Origin of the sequence: Paracoccus sp. KR1-242, assembly GCF_049446195.1 — a bacterium.
GTDB classification, from domain to species: domain Bacteria; phylum Pseudomonadota; class Alphaproteobacteria; order Rhodobacterales; family Rhodobacteraceae; genus Paracoccus; species Paracoccus broussonetiae.
The window spans coordinates 599,166-612,953 of record NZ_JBMSED010000001.1 but is presented as its reverse complement, the minus strand read 5'-3'; the positions used below and the strand labels follow the sequence as shown (position 1 = coordinate 612,953).

The window sequence follows — 13,788 nt, the reverse complement described above, 5'->3', positions numbered from 1 at the left end:
TCATGTCAAGTGAAGCCGGTATGGGGCTGATGAAAGGCCGTCGCGGCCTCATCATGGGTCTCGCCAATGACAAGTCCATTGCCTGGGGCATTGCCAAGGCGTTGGCGGACCACGGCGCCGAGCTGGCGTTTTCGTATCAGGGCGAGGCGCTGAAGCGCCGAGTCGAGCCGTTGGCTGCTCAGGTCGGATCGGACCTTCTGGCCGAATGCGACGTCTCGGACGAGGCGTCGATCGATGGCCTGTTCTCGACGATCGCCGAGCGTTGGGACAGTATCGACTTCATCGTCCACGCCATCGGTTTTTCCGACAAGGATCAACTGCGCGGGCGCTATGCCGATACCACACGCGACAATTTCCTGATGACCATGGACATCTCGGTCTATTCCTTCACCGCCGTGGCACGCCGCGCTGCCGCGATGATGACGAATGGCGGCAGCATGGTCACCCTGACCTATTACGGCGCAGAGCGCGTCATGCCGCACTATAACGTCATGGGAGTCGCCAAGGCCGCGCTGGAGGCCAGCGTCCGCTACCTGGCCGAGGATCTGGGCAAGGACGGCATCCGCGTGAACGGCATCTCGGCCGGTCCGATCAAGACGCTCGCGGCCTCGGGCATCGGCGATTTCCGCTATATCCTGAAATGGAACGAGCTGAATTCGCCGCTGCGTCGCAACGTGACCCAGGATGAGGTCGGCAAGTCCGCCCTGTACCTGCTGTCGGATCTGGGCTCGGGCGTGACGGGTGAGACCCATCACGTCGACGCCGGCTATCATGTCGTCGGCATGAAGGCCGTCGACGCACCCGATATCGCCACGACGAAAAAAGACTGATCCGGCATCATGAGCGTCGAGCAGGTCATCGCGCTTGTATCCGCGCTTACGCTGGCGATCCTGTCGCCCGGCCCGGCCATGATCGCGACGGTTCAGACCGCCTTCGCGCATGGCCGTGGCCGTGCCCTGCCCTATGCGCTGGGGTTGGCCGCCGGCGCCTCGCTGTGGTGCATCTTCGCGCTGGCGGGCCTGGCGGTGGTGTTCCGACTGCATCCTCAGCTTTTCGTCACCATGAAGATCTTCGGCGGCTGCTATCTGCTGTGGTTCGCCTGGGGCCTGTGGCGGGCATCGACCCAGCCGCTGCCAGATGCCGCATCGGGGACAAAGCGGGGCTTTCGCAGCGGGATCGCGCTGAACCTGTCGAACCCCAAGCCAGCGCTGTTTTACGCCGCCCTGATCCTGAGCGTGTTTCCCGAGCCGCTGGCGCCGCAGCGTCAGGCATTGATCTATGCGATCTGTCTTGCGACCGAGCTGTTCTGGTATGCGTCGGTTGCCGTTCTGATGTCGACAGCGGCCATGCGCAGGCGCTATTTTGGCGCGAAATTCTGGATCGACCGGGCCGCGGCCGTCGCCATGACGTTGCTGGGCCTGATGTTGATCGTGAAGCACTGAAAGGATCGAGTAAATGAACGACCGCCTGCCTCATGAACGCGGGTTTCATATCAGCTGGGACCAGATGCACCGCGATGCGCGCGCGCTGGCATGGCGGCTGGATGGCCGGGAATGGCGCGCCATCTTGGCGATTACCCGCGGCGGGCTGGTCCCCGCGATGATCGTCGCGCGGGAACTGGACGTGCGGACCATCGACACGATCTCGGTCAAATCCTACAAAGGCGTGGGGACCGAGGCTGGACAGGGCGAAATCCAGGTCCTGAAGGCCCCGGACCACGACCTGATGGGCGATGGCGACGGCATCCTGGTCATCGACGATCTGGTCGATTCCGGCCGCACGCTGGAGCATGTGCGCAAGCTATATCCCAAGGCGCATTTCGCCACCGTCTATGCCAAGCCCAAAGGCCGGCCGATGGTCCAGACCTATGTGACCGAGGTCAGCCAGGACACCTGGATCTTCTTCCCCTGGGACATGGCGCTGCAATACGTCCAGCCCTATCGCGGCGAAGATTGATCCACCCCGGCACTGCCGGAACGCGCCAAAACCCCGGCCCGGCCGGGGTTTTTCATTTGGCGAGCCCGCCGCTTCTTCAGGTGCGGAAAAATCTATGCCGGCCGATGGCGATGCAGGTCATGGCGGCAAGGGTCAACCCCGCCCCGACCAGAAAGGGCATCGCCGAACCCGCGCTTTGCCACAGCCATCCCGCAGCGGTATTCCCGATCAGGACGGCCACGCCCGTCACCAGGTTGAAGGTGCCGAATGCACTGCCCTTCAAGGCATCGGGCGTTGCGCCCGCGATCATCGCGCCCAGAAGTCCCTGCGAAAATCCCATGTGCAGGCCCCAAAGCACCGTGCCCAGCAGAAAGATCCAGACAGTTCCCGCGAAGGCCAACACCAGATGCGCGCCCAGCAGAAAGCCCAGGCTGACCAGCAGCAGCCCCCCAGTTCCGATCCTGTCGGACATGACGCCGACCGGCCAGGCCGTCAGGCCATAGACCGCGTGCATCACCACCATCGACAGCGGCACCCAAGCCGGAGAGAAGCCCGCCTCAAGTGATTTCAGCAGCACGAATGCCTCGCTGAAGCGCGCCAGCATGATGACCGAGGCAAGCGCGATCACCACCCAGACAGCCCGGTTCAGCCGGAACGCATCGGCAAGACGGAAGTCCGGCCGCTTCACGTCGCGCTCGCCCTCGGGTTCCCGGACGCCAAGGATCAGGACCACCACCGCCAGCACTGCGGGGATCGTGGCGATCCAGAAGACGCGGGCGATATCCCCCGCCAGCAGGAGCATCGCGCCGACCGCGATCAGCGGCCCGACAAATCCGCCGACCGTGTCCAACGACTTGCGAAGACCAAAGCTTGCGCCGCGGATCCCGGGCGGGGTCACCGCCGCGACGATGGCGTCTCGCGGGGTGCCCCGGATGCCCTTGCCGACGCGGTCCATCGCCTTGGCCAGCACGATCTGGTCAAGCGTCACCGCCATCGGAAAGATCAGCCGCGACAACGCGCCAAGACCGTATCCCAGCACGGCCAGCGGCTTGGCGCGGCGGCTCCAGTCCGACAGAACGCCCGACAGGAACTTGGTGACGGTCGCGATGGCGACGGACAGACCCTCGATGAAGCCGATCGCCAGCGCCGAAACGCCCAGCCCGCCCGCCAGGTACAGCGGTAGCAGGGTGTTGATCATCTCGGACGAGACATCCATCAGCAGGCTGACGACGCCCAGCATCCAGACCGTGGCCGGGATCGCGGGGCGCGGGCGACCGGGCGCCACGGGCCCCTGCGAAGCATTCTGCATCTCCGGGCCCCTTTGACTGGGTTACGCGCAAGCAGGGCATGTCGGGCGGGACGGCCAGGGGCGCGCTCCGCCCCCACGCCTTCCCACCCCGGTCGCTAGCCGTTGCCGCGCACGAACCGCGCCGCTTCCTCGGCCGCCCGCTTCAGCGCACGGCTCTTGTTCTCGGTCTCGACGAATTCGGCCTCGGGGTCGCTGTCATAGACGACGCCGCCGCCCGCCTGGATATAAAGGGTGTGATCCTTGATGACGCCGGTGCGCAGCGCGATGCACATGTCCATCTCGCCATTCGCGGCAAAATAGCCCACGCCACCCGCATAGACGCCGCGCTTTTCCGGCTCCAGCTCGTCGATGATCTCCATCGCCCGGACTTTCGGCGCGCCCGACACGGTGCCCGCGGGCATCCCCGCCAGCAGCGCGGAAAGCGCGTCCTCACCCTCGCGAAGCTCGCCCACCACGTTCGATACGATGTGCATGACGTGGCTGTAGCGTTCGACGATGAACTTCTCCGTCGGGGTGACGGTACCCATCTTGGCGACGCGTCCGACGTCGTTGCGGCCCAGGTCCAGCAGCATCAGATGCTCGGCCAGTTCCTTTTCGTCGGCCAGAAGATCGGCTTCCAGCGCGTTATCTTCGTCCACCGTCGCGCCGCGCGGACGCGTGCCGGCGATCGGGCGCACGGTGACTTCACCGCCGCGCAGGCGAACGAGGATCTCGGGGCTGGCGCCGACGATCTGGAAGCCGCCGAAGTTCAGGAAGAACATGAATGGCGACGGGTTCGTGCGCCGGAGGCTGCGGTAAAGCGCAAAGGGCGGCAGCGGGAAATCCATCGCCCAGCGTTGCGAGGGCACGACCTGGAAGATGTCGCCCGCGCGGATATAGTCCTTGGCCTTCTCGACCGCGGCCAGATAGGCCTCTTTCGAGAAGTTCGAGCGCAGTTCCCCGACCTTCAAATCGTGACCAAGGGCGCGCGGTTCGCTGGGCTGGCGGTCAAGCGAACGCAGGGCCTCCATCAGACGCTCGGCCGTCTGGGCATAGGCGGCCCGAGCCGGCAGCCCGTCCTGGTGCCAGGCGGGGGCACACAGCAGCACCTCGCCCTTGACGCCATCCAGGACAGCCACGACCGAGGGGCGCATCATCACCGCGTCGGGCAGGCCCAGCGTATCGGTATTCACGTTCGGCAGGCGCTCGACCAGCCGGATCATGTCGTAGCCCAGATAGCCGAACAGCCCCGCCGCACCCGCAGGCACGCCGTCGGGCATGTCGATACGGGATTCCGCGATCAGGGCGCGCAGGCTTTCCAGCGCCGGGCGTTCATCGGTGGTGAACTCCTCGGAATAGCGGGCATTGCGGTTGATCCGCGCCTTGCCGTCGCGGCAGTCCCAGACCACGTCAGGCTTCATGCCGACGAAGGAATAGCGGCCGCGAACCTCGCCCCCGGTCACACTTTCCAGCATGAAGCTGTTCGTCTGCGCCTCGGCCAGTTTCAGCATCAGGCTGACGGGGGTGTCCAGGTCAGCCGCAAGGCGGATGGTCAGAAGCTGGTTCCGGCCTTCGGCCCAGCCGCGTTCGAAATCGGGAAACTCGGGTGCAATATCCATCACTGCATCTGCGCATTCACCGCATCGACTGCGGTCTGGTTCACGGCGACGCCGCTTTGCGTCTGAACGGCACGGGTGAAGTATTCGAACACGTCCTGACGCATCGAATCGCTCAGCCGGTTCTGGATGCCATCGCGCATCTGCGCGGCCTCGGTTCCGTCGGTTTCGGCGGCATGAACCTGGTCAAGCGTCACAAGGAAGACCCGGTTTTCGGCATCGACAACCTCGGTCGTGCCGGGGTCGGTGATCTTGAAGGCGCGGGTGATGACATCCTGCGGCACGCCGTTGATGAAACCGCCACGGGTCAGGCCGGTCTGGGCATGGCCCTTGTCCGGCGCAGCGGGGGCGGTCACGGGTTCGGCGGGCGCGGGCGTCTGGGCCACGGCACCCACCGCCTGCGCGACGGGTGCGGTCGCTGCCGGGGCGGGATCGGGCACCGGGCCAGCGGCGGCTTCGGTCGCGACCTTGCGCTCTTCGGCCAGGGCCAGAAGCTGACGGCGGGTTTCGTTCTGCATCCAGTCGTCCAAGACGCGGGTGCGCACTTCGGCAAAGGGAATCAGCTTTGGCGGCACGATCTCGTCAAGGCGCAGCGCAAAGATGCCGCCATCCTCGAACGAGACGATCTCGGGAAAGTCCGACTGCCCGATCTCGGCGGCCTTCTGGCGGAACTCGGGATAGGCGGCGATGCTGTTCGGGGTCGAATCCTCGGCCCCCGTCCAGTCGATCTTGCCGATCTGCATTCCGGCTTCCTTGGCCAGATCCTCAAGCGTGGCGCCGCCTGCAAGCTGGTCCGAGACGCTGGTGGTCTGTTCCTCGATCTGGCGGCGGGCACGGTCCAGCGCGGCTTCGACCCGCAGGTCGGCCTTGGCCTGATCGAAAGTGACGTTCACCGGTTCAAGGATCGCGTTCATTGCGAAAAGCGCGGGACCAAGATCGCTGTCCGCCGGTCCGGCGACGCCGGGCTGTTCCAGCGCAAAGACGGCATCGCCCGCGGCACCAAGCTGCGCCTTGCTGACTTCGCCCAGGTCGATATCGGTCAGGCTCAGGCCGCGTTCGCCCGCAAGCTGTTCGAAAGTGATCTCGCCCTTGTCGAGACGGGCCTTGGCGGCAGCGGCGGCGTCGGCGGTCGGAAAGACCAGACGCTCGACCATGCGGCGCTCGGGCTGCTGGAAGTCCGAGATGCGCTGTTGGTACAGATCCTTCAGGGCCTGCTCGTCCACTTCGACCTTGCTTTCCAGCATTTCGGGGGTCAGCCAGACATAGGTGATCTTGCGCGTCTCGGGCGCGGTGAAGCGGGCTTCGTTCGCCTTGTGCCAGGCTTCCAGCGTGGCGTCGTCCGGCGCCGCGATGGGTGCGTGCAGATCGGCGGCAGTCAGTTCGATCCAGTGGATGTCGCGCGTCTCGCGCAGCCAGCCAAGGGTGCGATCGGTCACGGCCGCCGGGGCGGTGACGCCAGCCAGGGCCGCACGGTTCAGGATCAGACGGGCTTCGTCCATGCGCAGGTCATGTTCGAACTCGGGCTCGCGGATGCCTTCGCGGCTCAGCGTATCGGCATAGCGCGCGCGGTCGAACTTGCCGTCCAGCCCCTTGAACGCGGCGGCATCGCGGATCTGGGCCAGGACGGCCTGGTCGCCGACGGAAACGCCCAGCCGGTTCGCCTCGTCCTCAAGCGCAGCACCGATCAGCAGGCGCGACAGCGCGGCCTGGTCGATCCCGATGGTCCGGGCCTCTGCCGGGGTCAATTGCCGGCCGGTACGGGCCGAGAAGTCCTGCATCTCGTTGTGAAGCGCGCGCGCGTAGTCGCGCGACGACACTTCGACATCGCCGACCGATCCGATATCGCTCGTCCCGGTCGAGAAATTGGTCACGCCGAAGCCGCCAAGCCCCAGGACCAGCATCCCCATCAGCAACCAGACGATGGTCGATTTGCCCTTGCCGCGCATGTGATTGTCCTGCCCGTGTTTTCGTCCTGTCGGCAGTCTTTAGGCTGCACGGCCCCCGGCGGCAAGTGCCGCGACCCTTCCGGGCCGGGGAAGCGCGATCAAAAGACTGCCGGTTTCCTCAGCCCTGAAAGCCTGCCAGCCGCTGCATCAGCGCGCCGATCCCTGCCCTGTCCGCGTTGGCAAAGGCGATGCGCACATGGCGCGCCCCCTGCGCGTCGCCTTCGGGCATGAACATGGTACCCGGCAGCAACAACACGCCCGCCTCGCGCACCAGCCGCCGGGCAAGCTCGGGAGAGGACAGGTCGAACGGGTGCTCGACCCAGGCGAAATAGGCCCCGCAGCCCTTGACCTTCCAGCCCTGAAGGGTCGCCATGCCCTCCTCCATCGCGGCGCGGCGGGCCAGGATCTCGGCCCGCTCGCCGGCCAGCCAATCGCCAAGGTTCTCCATCCCCCAGGCCGCGCCGATCTGGCCGATCTGGCTGGCGCAGATGGCGACGGTGTCCAGGAACTTTTCGACCTCGACCATCCGGGCATCGCTGGCGATCAGCGCCCCGATGCGATGACCGGTAAGACGGTAGGCCTTCGAGAAGCTGTAAAGGTGGATCAGCGTGTCGCCCCAGTCCGGATCGGAGAACAGTGCATGCGGCGCGCCCGACCGCGAGTCGAAATCGCGATAGGTCTCGTCCACGATCAGCGCCAGGTTGCGCGAACGCGCGAGATCGAAGAATGCCCGCAGGGTCTCCGCCGGGTATTCCGCGCCGGAGGGGTTGTTGGGGCTGACCAGCACGATCGCGCGGGTGCGATCGTTGATCAACTTCGCCGCCTCGGCCGCGTCGGGGATCATTCCCTGCCCGCAATGCAGACCGACCGAACGGATGCCCTGCATGTCCAGCCACATCTTGTGGTTGAAATACCAGGGCAGCGGCAGGATGATCTCGTCCCCTGCCCCAGCAAGGGTCTGGATCGCCGCGCAAAAGGCCTGATTGCAGCCCTGAGTGATCGCGACCTGACCCGCGCGAATCGTGCCGCCATAGGCATGGCTCCAGTCCTTTGCCACCGCCTCGCGCAGTTCCGCACGCCCCAGCACGGGGCCATAGAAATGCGCGTCCGGCAGGTTCAGCGCGGCGTCGGCCATCGCGCGGCGCAGAGGCTCCGGCGGCGGCTCGACCGGGGCGGCCTGACTCACGTTGATCAGGGGGCGGTCGGGGGCGAAGGTCACCCCCTCCAACCAGCGCCGCGCCTCCATCACCGGGGGGCGGAAGGTTGCGGCAAGGGCGGGGTTCAAGGGCAGCATAGGATCACTCAATTCGCATCGTTGAGGTGCAAGGCACCGAAATCGGGCGGGGTGGTCAGGTCCAGCCCGTCCCCAACGGCCGGGGCCGAGACCGGGGCGGGCGCGGGAATGCGGGCGACCGGGGCCGCGTCCGGCCCACCCTCTGGCAGCTTCGGGCGCTCTGGCACGGTCGCGGCGGCGGGGGTCGGCTGCGCGGCGGGGTCGGCGTAGACCATCAGCGGCAGATCGACCGGATCGGGGGCTGGCGCGGTCATCGTCGGGGCGGCGGGGGCATCTCCGCGCGCCTCGGGCAGCGGAACGGGCGTGGCCGAGGCGGGTGAGATCTCGCCCGCAGGGGCCGGAATTGCGGGCGCCTCGCCCGGCCGGTCCAAGGTCGCCATTGGTTCTGGCGTGGCAGGCGCAAGGTCAGAGCTGCGGGCAAATTCCGACGCTTCCGGCATGGCAAGCGTCTCGGCCGCTGGCCCGCTGTCCACATCCTCCGCCTCACTGGCAGTGGCGGGCGCGGGGGGCGGAATCGCCAATGCATCCTCTGCCACGGGAGCCAGGGGGGCGGGCGGCGCCACGGGTTCGGCCACAAGCGGCGTGGCCGGCGCGGCCGGGATCTCGGCGGCAGCAGGCAGCGGCACGGGTTCCGCTTGCGGTTGCACCGCAGGATCGGGAATGGCAGCGGGGGAAGGTTCCGGCGTCAACGCGACAACCGCGCGCGGAGGTGGCGGCAGCAGCAGCGAAAGGACGACAAGTCCGGCGCTGCAGGCCAGCGCCCCCTGAAACAGTCCCGCCGCAAATCCCCTTGCCATGGGTGACCCGCTCCCTCCGCCCCTGTTTTTGTCGCCCGCGGGGTTGACCCTCCTGCCGGCTTTGCACCATCTATAACCGCAGATTTTCCGGGGTTCACCCCCCAATGCAAGGCCCAGCCATGATCCTGCTCATCGACAACTACGACAGCTTCACTTGGAACCTCGTCCATTACATGGGCGAAGCCGGTGCGGATGTCCGGGTCTGGCGAAACGATGCGCTGAGCGTCGAGGACGCCCTTGGCATGGGTGCGCAAGGTATCCTGATCTCGCCCGGTCCCTGCGATCCGGCACAGGCGGGGATCATCGTCCCGCTGATCAAGGCCGCCGCCGAACGCGCGGTGCCGATCCTGGGCGTCTGTCTTGGCCATCAGGCCATCGGCGAGGCCTTCGGCGGCAAGGTCGTGCGCGCCAGCCGCATCGTCCACGGCAAAACCGACGCGATCAGCCATGACGGCACCGGGGTCTTCGCGGGCCTTCCCTCGCCGCTGACGGCGACGCGCTATCACTCGCTGACGGTCGAGCCGGAAAGCCTGCCCGACTGCCTGCGCGTCACCGCGACCGCGCCGGACGGCACCATCATGGGGCTTACGCACCGGACGCTGCCGATCGAGGGGGTGCAGTTTCACCCCGAAAGCATCGCCTCGGAATACGGACATGACATGATCCGCAACTTCCTGCGCCGCTGCTCGAACCTGGAATCGGCAGCATGAACGCGCCTTCGGATATCCGCCCGCTGATCGGCGTGGCAGCAACCCGTCCCCTGACCGGGGCCGAGGCCGAGGCCGCGTTCGGCGCGCTGTTCGAGGGCGCGGCCACCCCCGCCCAGATCGGCGGCCTGCTGATGGCGATGCGCGTGCGTGGCGAGACGGTCGAGGAAATGGCCGCCGCGACCCGCGCGATGCGTGCCCGCATGAACCGCATCAAGGCCCCCGATGACGCGATCGACATCGTCGGCACCGGCGGCGACGGCAAGGGCACGCTGAACATCTCGACCGCGACGGCCTTTGTCGTCGCGGGGGCGGGCGTGCCGGTCGCCAAGCACGGCAACCGCAACCTGTCGTCGAAATCCGGCTCGGCCGACGCGATGACCCATCTGGGCCTGAACGTCATGACCCCGCCCGAGGTCGCGGAACAGGCGCTGGCCGAGATCGGCATCTGCTTCATGATGGCGCCCATGCACCATCCCGCGATGCGCCATGTCGGCCCTGCCCGGACCGAACTTGGCACGCGCACCATCTTCAACCTGCTGGGACCGATGACCAATCCCGGCTCGGTCCGCCGGCAGTTGACCGGAACCTTCGACAGGATCTGGAACCGCCCTATGGCCGAGACCCTGCGCGAGCTGGGCAGCGACAAGGCGTGGCTTGTCCATGGCTCGGACGGCACGGACGAGATCTCGATCGCGGGACCGACCTGGGTCGCGCAGCTGAAGGACGGCGACGTGACCGAATTCGAGATCTCGCCCGAGGATGCGGGCCTGCCCGTCCATCCTTTCGACTCGGTGCTGGGCGGCGAACCCGCGCAGAACGCAGCCGCGCTGCGCGCGCTTCTGGCGGGAGAAAAAGGGGCCTATCGCGACGCGGTGCTTCTGAATGCCGCCGCGGCGCTGGTGATCGCGGGCCGCGCCTCGGACCTGCGCAGCGGGGCCGAAATGGCGCGCGAGTCCATCGATAGCGGCAAGGCCGCCGCCAAGCTGGAGGCGCTGGCCCGCCAGGTCGGCGCCCCGCCCGAGGCATGAGCCTGCCCCAAGCCTGGGCCGACCTGCCCTTCTTCCGCGACGACTGGCCCGCCATTTCGACGCGGCTGGAAGGTCAGGACTGGCTGCCCGGCCCCGCCCGCGTCTTTGCGGCACTGGACCTGACGCCCCCCGAACGCGCGCGGGTCGTGATCCTGGGTCAGGATCCCTATCCCACGCAGGGACATGCGAACGGGCTGGCCTTTTCGGTCACACCCGAAACCGCGTTGCCGCGCTCGCTGAGGAACATCTATGCCGAGATGCGCGACGACCTTGGCCGCGCCCCGGAAAATGGCGACCTGAGCCACTGGGCACGTCAGGGTGTCCTGCTGCTGAACACCTCGCTTTCGGTTCTTCCCGGTCAGGCCGGGATCCATGCGAAATGGGGATGGGAGCGGCTGGCCCGCCAGGCCGTCGCCCGCGCACAGGCTGAACGCCCGCTGGCCTTCATCCTTTGGGGCGCACACGCGCAAAAGGCGTTGGCGGGTCTGCCGCGTCCGCAGGATCTGGTGATCGAAACCGCCCACCCCTCGCCTCTTTCCGCCCGTCGCGGCTTTTTCGGCTCGCGCCCGTTCAGCCGGGTCAATGACTGGCTGGCGGCGCAAGGCGACGCCCCGATCGACTGGGCTCTTTCCGAAACAGCCGACGCAGAGTAAAAATCCGACATGGACATTCTGGACCGCATCAAAGCCTACAAGCTTGACGAAATCGCCGCCGCCAAGGCCGCCCGCCCGCTGGCCGGGGTCGAAGAGGCCGCACGCGCCGCCGATGCCCCTCGCGGGTTCGCCCGCGCACTGGCGGACAAGGCAGGCACCGGCCACGCCCTGATCGCCGAGATCAAGAAAGCGAGCCCGTCGAAGGGACTGATCCGCCCCGATTTCGACCCGCCGGCGCTGGCCCGCGCCTATCAGGCCGGGGGCGCCGCCTGCCTGTCGGTGCTGACGGACGGACCCAGCTTTCAGGGTGCGCCGGATTTCCTGACCGCCGCCCGTGCCGCCTGCGACCTGCCCGCACTGCGCAAGGATTTTCTTTACGACACCTATCAGGTGGCCGAGGCGCGCGCATGGGGCGCGGATTGCATCCTGATCATCATGGCCTCGGTCGACGATGCCCTGGCCGCCGAGCTTGAGGACGCCGCCTTCCATTGGGGCATGGATGCCTTGATCGAGGTCCATGACCGTGAGGAGCTGGACCGCGCGCTTCGGCTGAAATCGCCGCTGGTCGGGATCAACAACCGCAATCTCAAGACCTTCGATGTCAGCCTGCAAACGACGCTGGACCTGGCCCCGCATGTCCCTGCCGATCGCGACGTGGTCTGCGAAAGTGGCCTTTTCACCCCGGAGGATCTGAACCGGATGGCCGATGCCGGGGTCAGGCGCTTCCTGATCGGGGAAAGCCTGATGCGCCAGGCGGACGTCACTCGCGCCACGCGCGACATTCTGGGGCTGGCCGCATGACGCTGACCCATTTCGATTCCCAGGGACAGGCCCACATGGTCGACGTCTCGTCCAAGGCGGAAACCGCGCGCGAAGCCGTGGCCGAAGGCACCGTCATCATGTCCGCCGAAACTCTGGCGCTGGCCCAGGGCGGCGCAGCCAAGGGCGATGTCATGGGCGTCGCGCGGCTGGCCGGGATCATGGGGGCCAAGCGCACCTCGGACCTGATCCCGCTTTGCCATCCGCTGCCGATCACCAAGGTCGCGGTCGATCTTGCCGCCGACCCCGCCCTGCCCGGCATCCGCGTCACGGCAACCGTCAAGACCGCCGGCAAGACCGGGGTCGAGATGGAGGCGCTGACCGCCGTCACCACGGCCTGCCTGACCGTCTATGACATGCTGAAGGCGGCGCAAAAGGACATGCGGATCGAGGGGATCCGCCTGCTGTCCAAGACCGGCGGCAAATCGGGCGAGTTCCGCGCCGCCCCGTGAAGCCCCCCGAAAGCCGCATCGCGAAAGGCACTCCATGATCAGCGTCGAAGAAGCCCGTGCCCTTGTCCTTGCGCTCGCGACCCCGCCGGAACCCGAGGAAGTCGCTGTCCATGACGCGCTTGGCCGGGCGCTGCTGGCACCGGCCGTGGCGCGGTTGACGCAGCCCCCTTTCGACGCCTCGGCGATGGACGGCTACGCGCTCCGCTCGGCCGATCTGCCCGGTCCCTTGCCGGTGATCGGAACCGCTGCCGCGGGCGTGCCCTTCGAAGGCGAGACGCCCAACGGCACGGCCATCCGCATCTTCACCGGCGCAGCGGTTCCGCCCGGCTATGACCGGGTCGTCATGCAGGAACATGTCACGCGCGACGGCGACCGGATCACCGTGGCGGAAAGCAGCGGGAACCTGAATATCCGTCTGAAGGGCAATGATTTCGCCGAAGGTACCGAATTCCTGCCCGCGCGCGCGCTGCGCTCCTCGGACCTGGGGCTGATCGCTGCCATGAACGTCCCGCGCATCACCGTGGCCCGGCGTCCCCGCGTTGTGGTGCTGGCCGGGGGGGACGAACTTGTGCCACCCGGCGGCCATCCCGGCGCGGGACAGATCATCAGCTCGAACGACATCGCCATTGCGGCGCTTGCGCGCGAAGCGGGGGCCGAGGCTGCGATCCTGCCTCTTGCCCGCGACACCGAGGAAAGCCTGCGCGCCCGCTTTGCCGAGGCCGAGGGCGCGGACCTGATCGTGACGATCGGCGGCGCATCGGTGGGGGATCACGACCTGATTGCCAAGGTTTCGGGCGATCTGGGGATGGAGCGTTCCTTCTACAAGCTTGCCATGCGGCCCGGCAAACCGCTGATGGCCGGGCGGATGGGACCGACAGCGATGCTTGGACTGCCGGGAAACCCGGTCTCGGCCATCGTCTGCGGAAAGCTTTTCATGCAACCTCTGATCCGCGCGATGCAGGGCCTGCCCCCCGGTGACGAGCCCGAACGCGCGGTGCTGGCCCGCGACCTGCCGCCCGAAGGCGACCGCCAGCATTACCAGCGCGCGCGCCTTGAAAAGGGCGCGGGACTGGAGGTGATCGACCCGTTCACCGATCAGGACAGCGCGCGGCAATGGATATTGGCCGAAGCCGACGCGCTTCTGGTCCGCCCCGCCCGCGACCCTGCCCGCAAGGCGGGCGAACAGGTCAACTTCGTCCGGCTCTGACCGGATTAAGCCAATCTTTACCCGAATCGGCTTAGTGATTGAC

Annotated in this window: 14 protein-coding genes; 9 read left to right on the top strand and 5 right to left on the bottom strand. The window is 67.1% G+C overall.

Translation table 11 applies throughout. The annotated features are described in order from the left end of the window. Positions 1 to 2 precede the first annotated feature (2 nt). The 3 genes from fabI to gpt are packed head-to-tail and all read left to right on the top strand — an operon-like array spanning position 3 to position 1,956. Positions 3 to 830, top strand: coding sequence for an enoyl-ACP reductase FabI (gene fabI / locus ACO2Q4_RS03000; RefSeq protein ID WP_311760111.1), 828 nt, complete (start codon positions 3 to 5; stop codon positions 828 to 830). 9 nt (positions 831 to 839) lie between these two features. Beyond that, positions 840 to 1,442 carry a LysE family translocator gene (locus tag ACO2Q4_RS02995; protein WP_311760112.1) on the top strand — a complete coding sequence of 201 codons (603 nt, stop codon included), beginning with the start codon at positions 840 to 842 and terminating at the stop codon, positions 1,440 to 1,442. Positions 1,443 to 1,455: 13 nt separating this feature from the next. After that, the gene (gpt, locus tag ACO2Q4_RS02990; protein ID WP_311760113.1) at positions 1,456 to 1,956 is read left to right on the top strand and encodes a xanthine phosphoribosyltransferase; all 501 of its coding nucleotides are present in this window, start codon (positions 1,456 to 1,458) and stop codon (positions 1,954 to 1,956) included. Between the two features lie 76 nt (positions 1,957 to 2,032). Here gpt and ACO2Q4_RS02985 read toward each other — a convergent pair whose 3' ends face one another. The 5 genes from ACO2Q4_RS02985 to ACO2Q4_RS02965 form a co-directional block, all read right to left on the bottom strand. Further along, entirely contained in the window at positions 2,033 to 3,244 is a 1,212-nt protein-coding gene (locus ACO2Q4_RS02985) for an MFS transporter (protein WP_423317183.1), read from the bottom strand. A 95-nt stretch (positions 3,245 to 3,339) separates the two neighbouring features. After that, the gene (trpE, locus tag ACO2Q4_RS02980; RefSeq protein WP_423317181.1) at positions 3,340 to 4,842 is read right to left on the bottom strand and encodes an anthranilate synthase component I; all 1,503 of its coding nucleotides are present in this window, start codon (positions 4,840 to 4,842) and stop codon (positions 3,340 to 3,342) included. Continuing rightward, positions 4,842 to 6,785, bottom strand: a complete 1,944-nt coding sequence (locus ACO2Q4_RS02975) for a peptidyl-prolyl cis-trans isomerase (RefSeq protein WP_395135015.1) — start codon at positions 6,783 to 6,785, stop codon at positions 4,842 to 4,844. The genes trpE and ACO2Q4_RS02975 overlap by 1 nt, the downstream gene beginning before the upstream one ends. Before the next feature lie 118 nt (positions 6,786 to 6,903). Next, positions 6,904 to 8,079, bottom strand: a complete 1,176-nt coding sequence (locus ACO2Q4_RS02970) for an aminotransferase (protein ID WP_423317179.1) — start codon at positions 8,077 to 8,079, stop codon at positions 6,904 to 6,906. A gap of 8 nt (positions 8,080 to 8,087) precedes the next feature. Beyond that, a complete protein-coding gene (locus ACO2Q4_RS02965; protein WP_423317177.1) occupies positions 8,088 to 8,876 on the bottom strand; it encodes a hypothetical protein in 789 nt (262 codons plus the stop codon). A 119-nt stretch (positions 8,877 to 8,995) separates the two neighbouring features. On the opposite strand from ACO2Q4_RS02965, the gene ACO2Q4_RS02960 reads away from it, so the two are divergent. From ACO2Q4_RS02960 to glp, 6 genes are read left to right on the top strand one after another with little or no spacing between them, the layout of a single operon-like run. Beyond that, positions 8,996 to 9,586 (top strand): anthranilate synthase component II, encoded by a 591-nt coding sequence (locus ACO2Q4_RS02960; RefSeq protein WP_311760119.1) that lies wholly within the window; start codon positions 8,996 to 8,998, stop codon positions 9,584 to 9,586. Next, positions 9,583 to 10,614 carry an anthranilate phosphoribosyltransferase gene (gene trpD / locus ACO2Q4_RS02955; RefSeq protein WP_311760120.1) on the top strand — a complete coding sequence of 344 codons (1,032 nt, stop codon included), beginning with the start codon at positions 9,583 to 9,585 and terminating at the stop codon, positions 10,612 to 10,614. The genes ACO2Q4_RS02960 and trpD overlap by 4 nt, the downstream gene beginning before the upstream one ends. Beyond that, complete coding sequence (locus ACO2Q4_RS02950; RefSeq protein ID WP_423317175.1) at positions 10,611 to 11,267, top strand: uracil-DNA glycosylase; 657 nt, start codon at positions 10,611 to 10,613, stop codon at positions 11,265 to 11,267. Before trpD ends, ACO2Q4_RS02950 begins: the two co-directional genes overlap by 4 nt. 9 nt (positions 11,268 to 11,276) lie before the next feature. After that, positions 11,277 to 12,068, top strand: coding sequence for an indole-3-glycerol phosphate synthase TrpC (gene trpC / locus ACO2Q4_RS02945; protein WP_311760122.1), 792 nt, complete (start codon positions 11,277 to 11,279; stop codon positions 12,066 to 12,068). After that, positions 12,065 to 12,538 (top strand): cyclic pyranopterin monophosphate synthase MoaC, encoded by a 474-nt coding sequence (moaC, locus tag ACO2Q4_RS02940; RefSeq protein ID WP_311760123.1) that lies wholly within the window; start codon positions 12,065 to 12,067, stop codon positions 12,536 to 12,538. Before trpC ends, moaC begins: the two co-directional genes overlap by 4 nt. A 34-nt stretch (positions 12,539 to 12,572) precedes the next feature. Then, on the top strand, positions 12,573 to 13,745 hold the full coding sequence (gene glp, locus ACO2Q4_RS02935) for a gephyrin-like molybdotransferase Glp (RefSeq protein ID WP_423317172.1): 1,173 nt from the start codon (positions 12,573 to 12,575) through the stop codon (positions 13,743 to 13,745). Positions 13,746 to 13,788: the final 43 nt, after the last annotated feature.

What these genes read in the sequence shown, in the direction of transcription:
- fabI (WP_311760111.1), top strand. Translation starts at nt 3, where the DNA reads ATGTCAAGTGAAGCCGGTATGGGGCTGATGAAAGGCCGTCGCGGCCTC.
- ACO2Q4_RS02995 (WP_311760112.1), top strand. Translation starts at nt 840, where the DNA reads ATGAGCGTCGAGCAGGTCATCGCGCTTGTATCCGCGCTTACGCTGGCG.
- gpt (WP_311760113.1), top strand. Translation starts at nt 1,456, where the DNA reads ATGAACGACCGCCTGCCTCATGAACGCGGGTTTCATATCAGCTGGGAC.
- ACO2Q4_RS02985 (WP_423317183.1), bottom strand. Translation starts at nt 3,244, where the DNA reads ATGCAGAATGCTTCGCAGGGGCCCGTGGCGCCCGGTCGCCCGCGCCCC.
- trpE (WP_423317181.1), bottom strand. Translation starts at nt 4,842, where the DNA reads ATGGATATTGCACCCGAGTTTCCCGATTTCGAACGCGGCTGGGCCGAA.
- ACO2Q4_RS02975 (WP_395135015.1), bottom strand. Translation starts at nt 6,785, where the DNA reads ATGCGCGGCAAGGGCAAATCGACCATCGTCTGGTTGCTGATGGGGATG.
- ACO2Q4_RS02970 (WP_423317179.1), bottom strand. Translation starts at nt 8,079, where the DNA reads ATGCTGCCCTTGAACCCCGCCCTTGCCGCAACCTTCCGCCCCCCGGTG.
- ACO2Q4_RS02965 (WP_423317177.1), bottom strand. Translation starts at nt 8,876, where the DNA reads ATGGCAAGGGGATTTGCGGCGGGACTGTTTCAGGGGGCGCTGGCCTGC.
- ACO2Q4_RS02960 (WP_311760119.1), top strand. Translation starts at nt 8,996, where the DNA reads ATGATCCTGCTCATCGACAACTACGACAGCTTCACTTGGAACCTCGTC.
- trpD (WP_311760120.1), top strand. Translation starts at nt 9,583, where the DNA reads ATGAACGCGCCTTCGGATATCCGCCCGCTGATCGGCGTGGCAGCAACC.
- ACO2Q4_RS02950 (WP_423317175.1), top strand. Translation starts at nt 10,611, where the DNA reads ATGAGCCTGCCCCAAGCCTGGGCCGACCTGCCCTTCTTCCGCGACGAC.
- trpC (WP_311760122.1), top strand. Translation starts at nt 11,277, where the DNA reads ATGGACATTCTGGACCGCATCAAAGCCTACAAGCTTGACGAAATCGCC.
- moaC (WP_311760123.1), top strand. Translation starts at nt 12,065, where the DNA reads ATGACGCTGACCCATTTCGATTCCCAGGGACAGGCCCACATGGTCGAC.
- glp (WP_423317172.1), top strand. Translation starts at nt 12,573, where the DNA reads ATGATCAGCGTCGAAGAAGCCCGTGCCCTTGTCCTTGCGCTCGCGACC.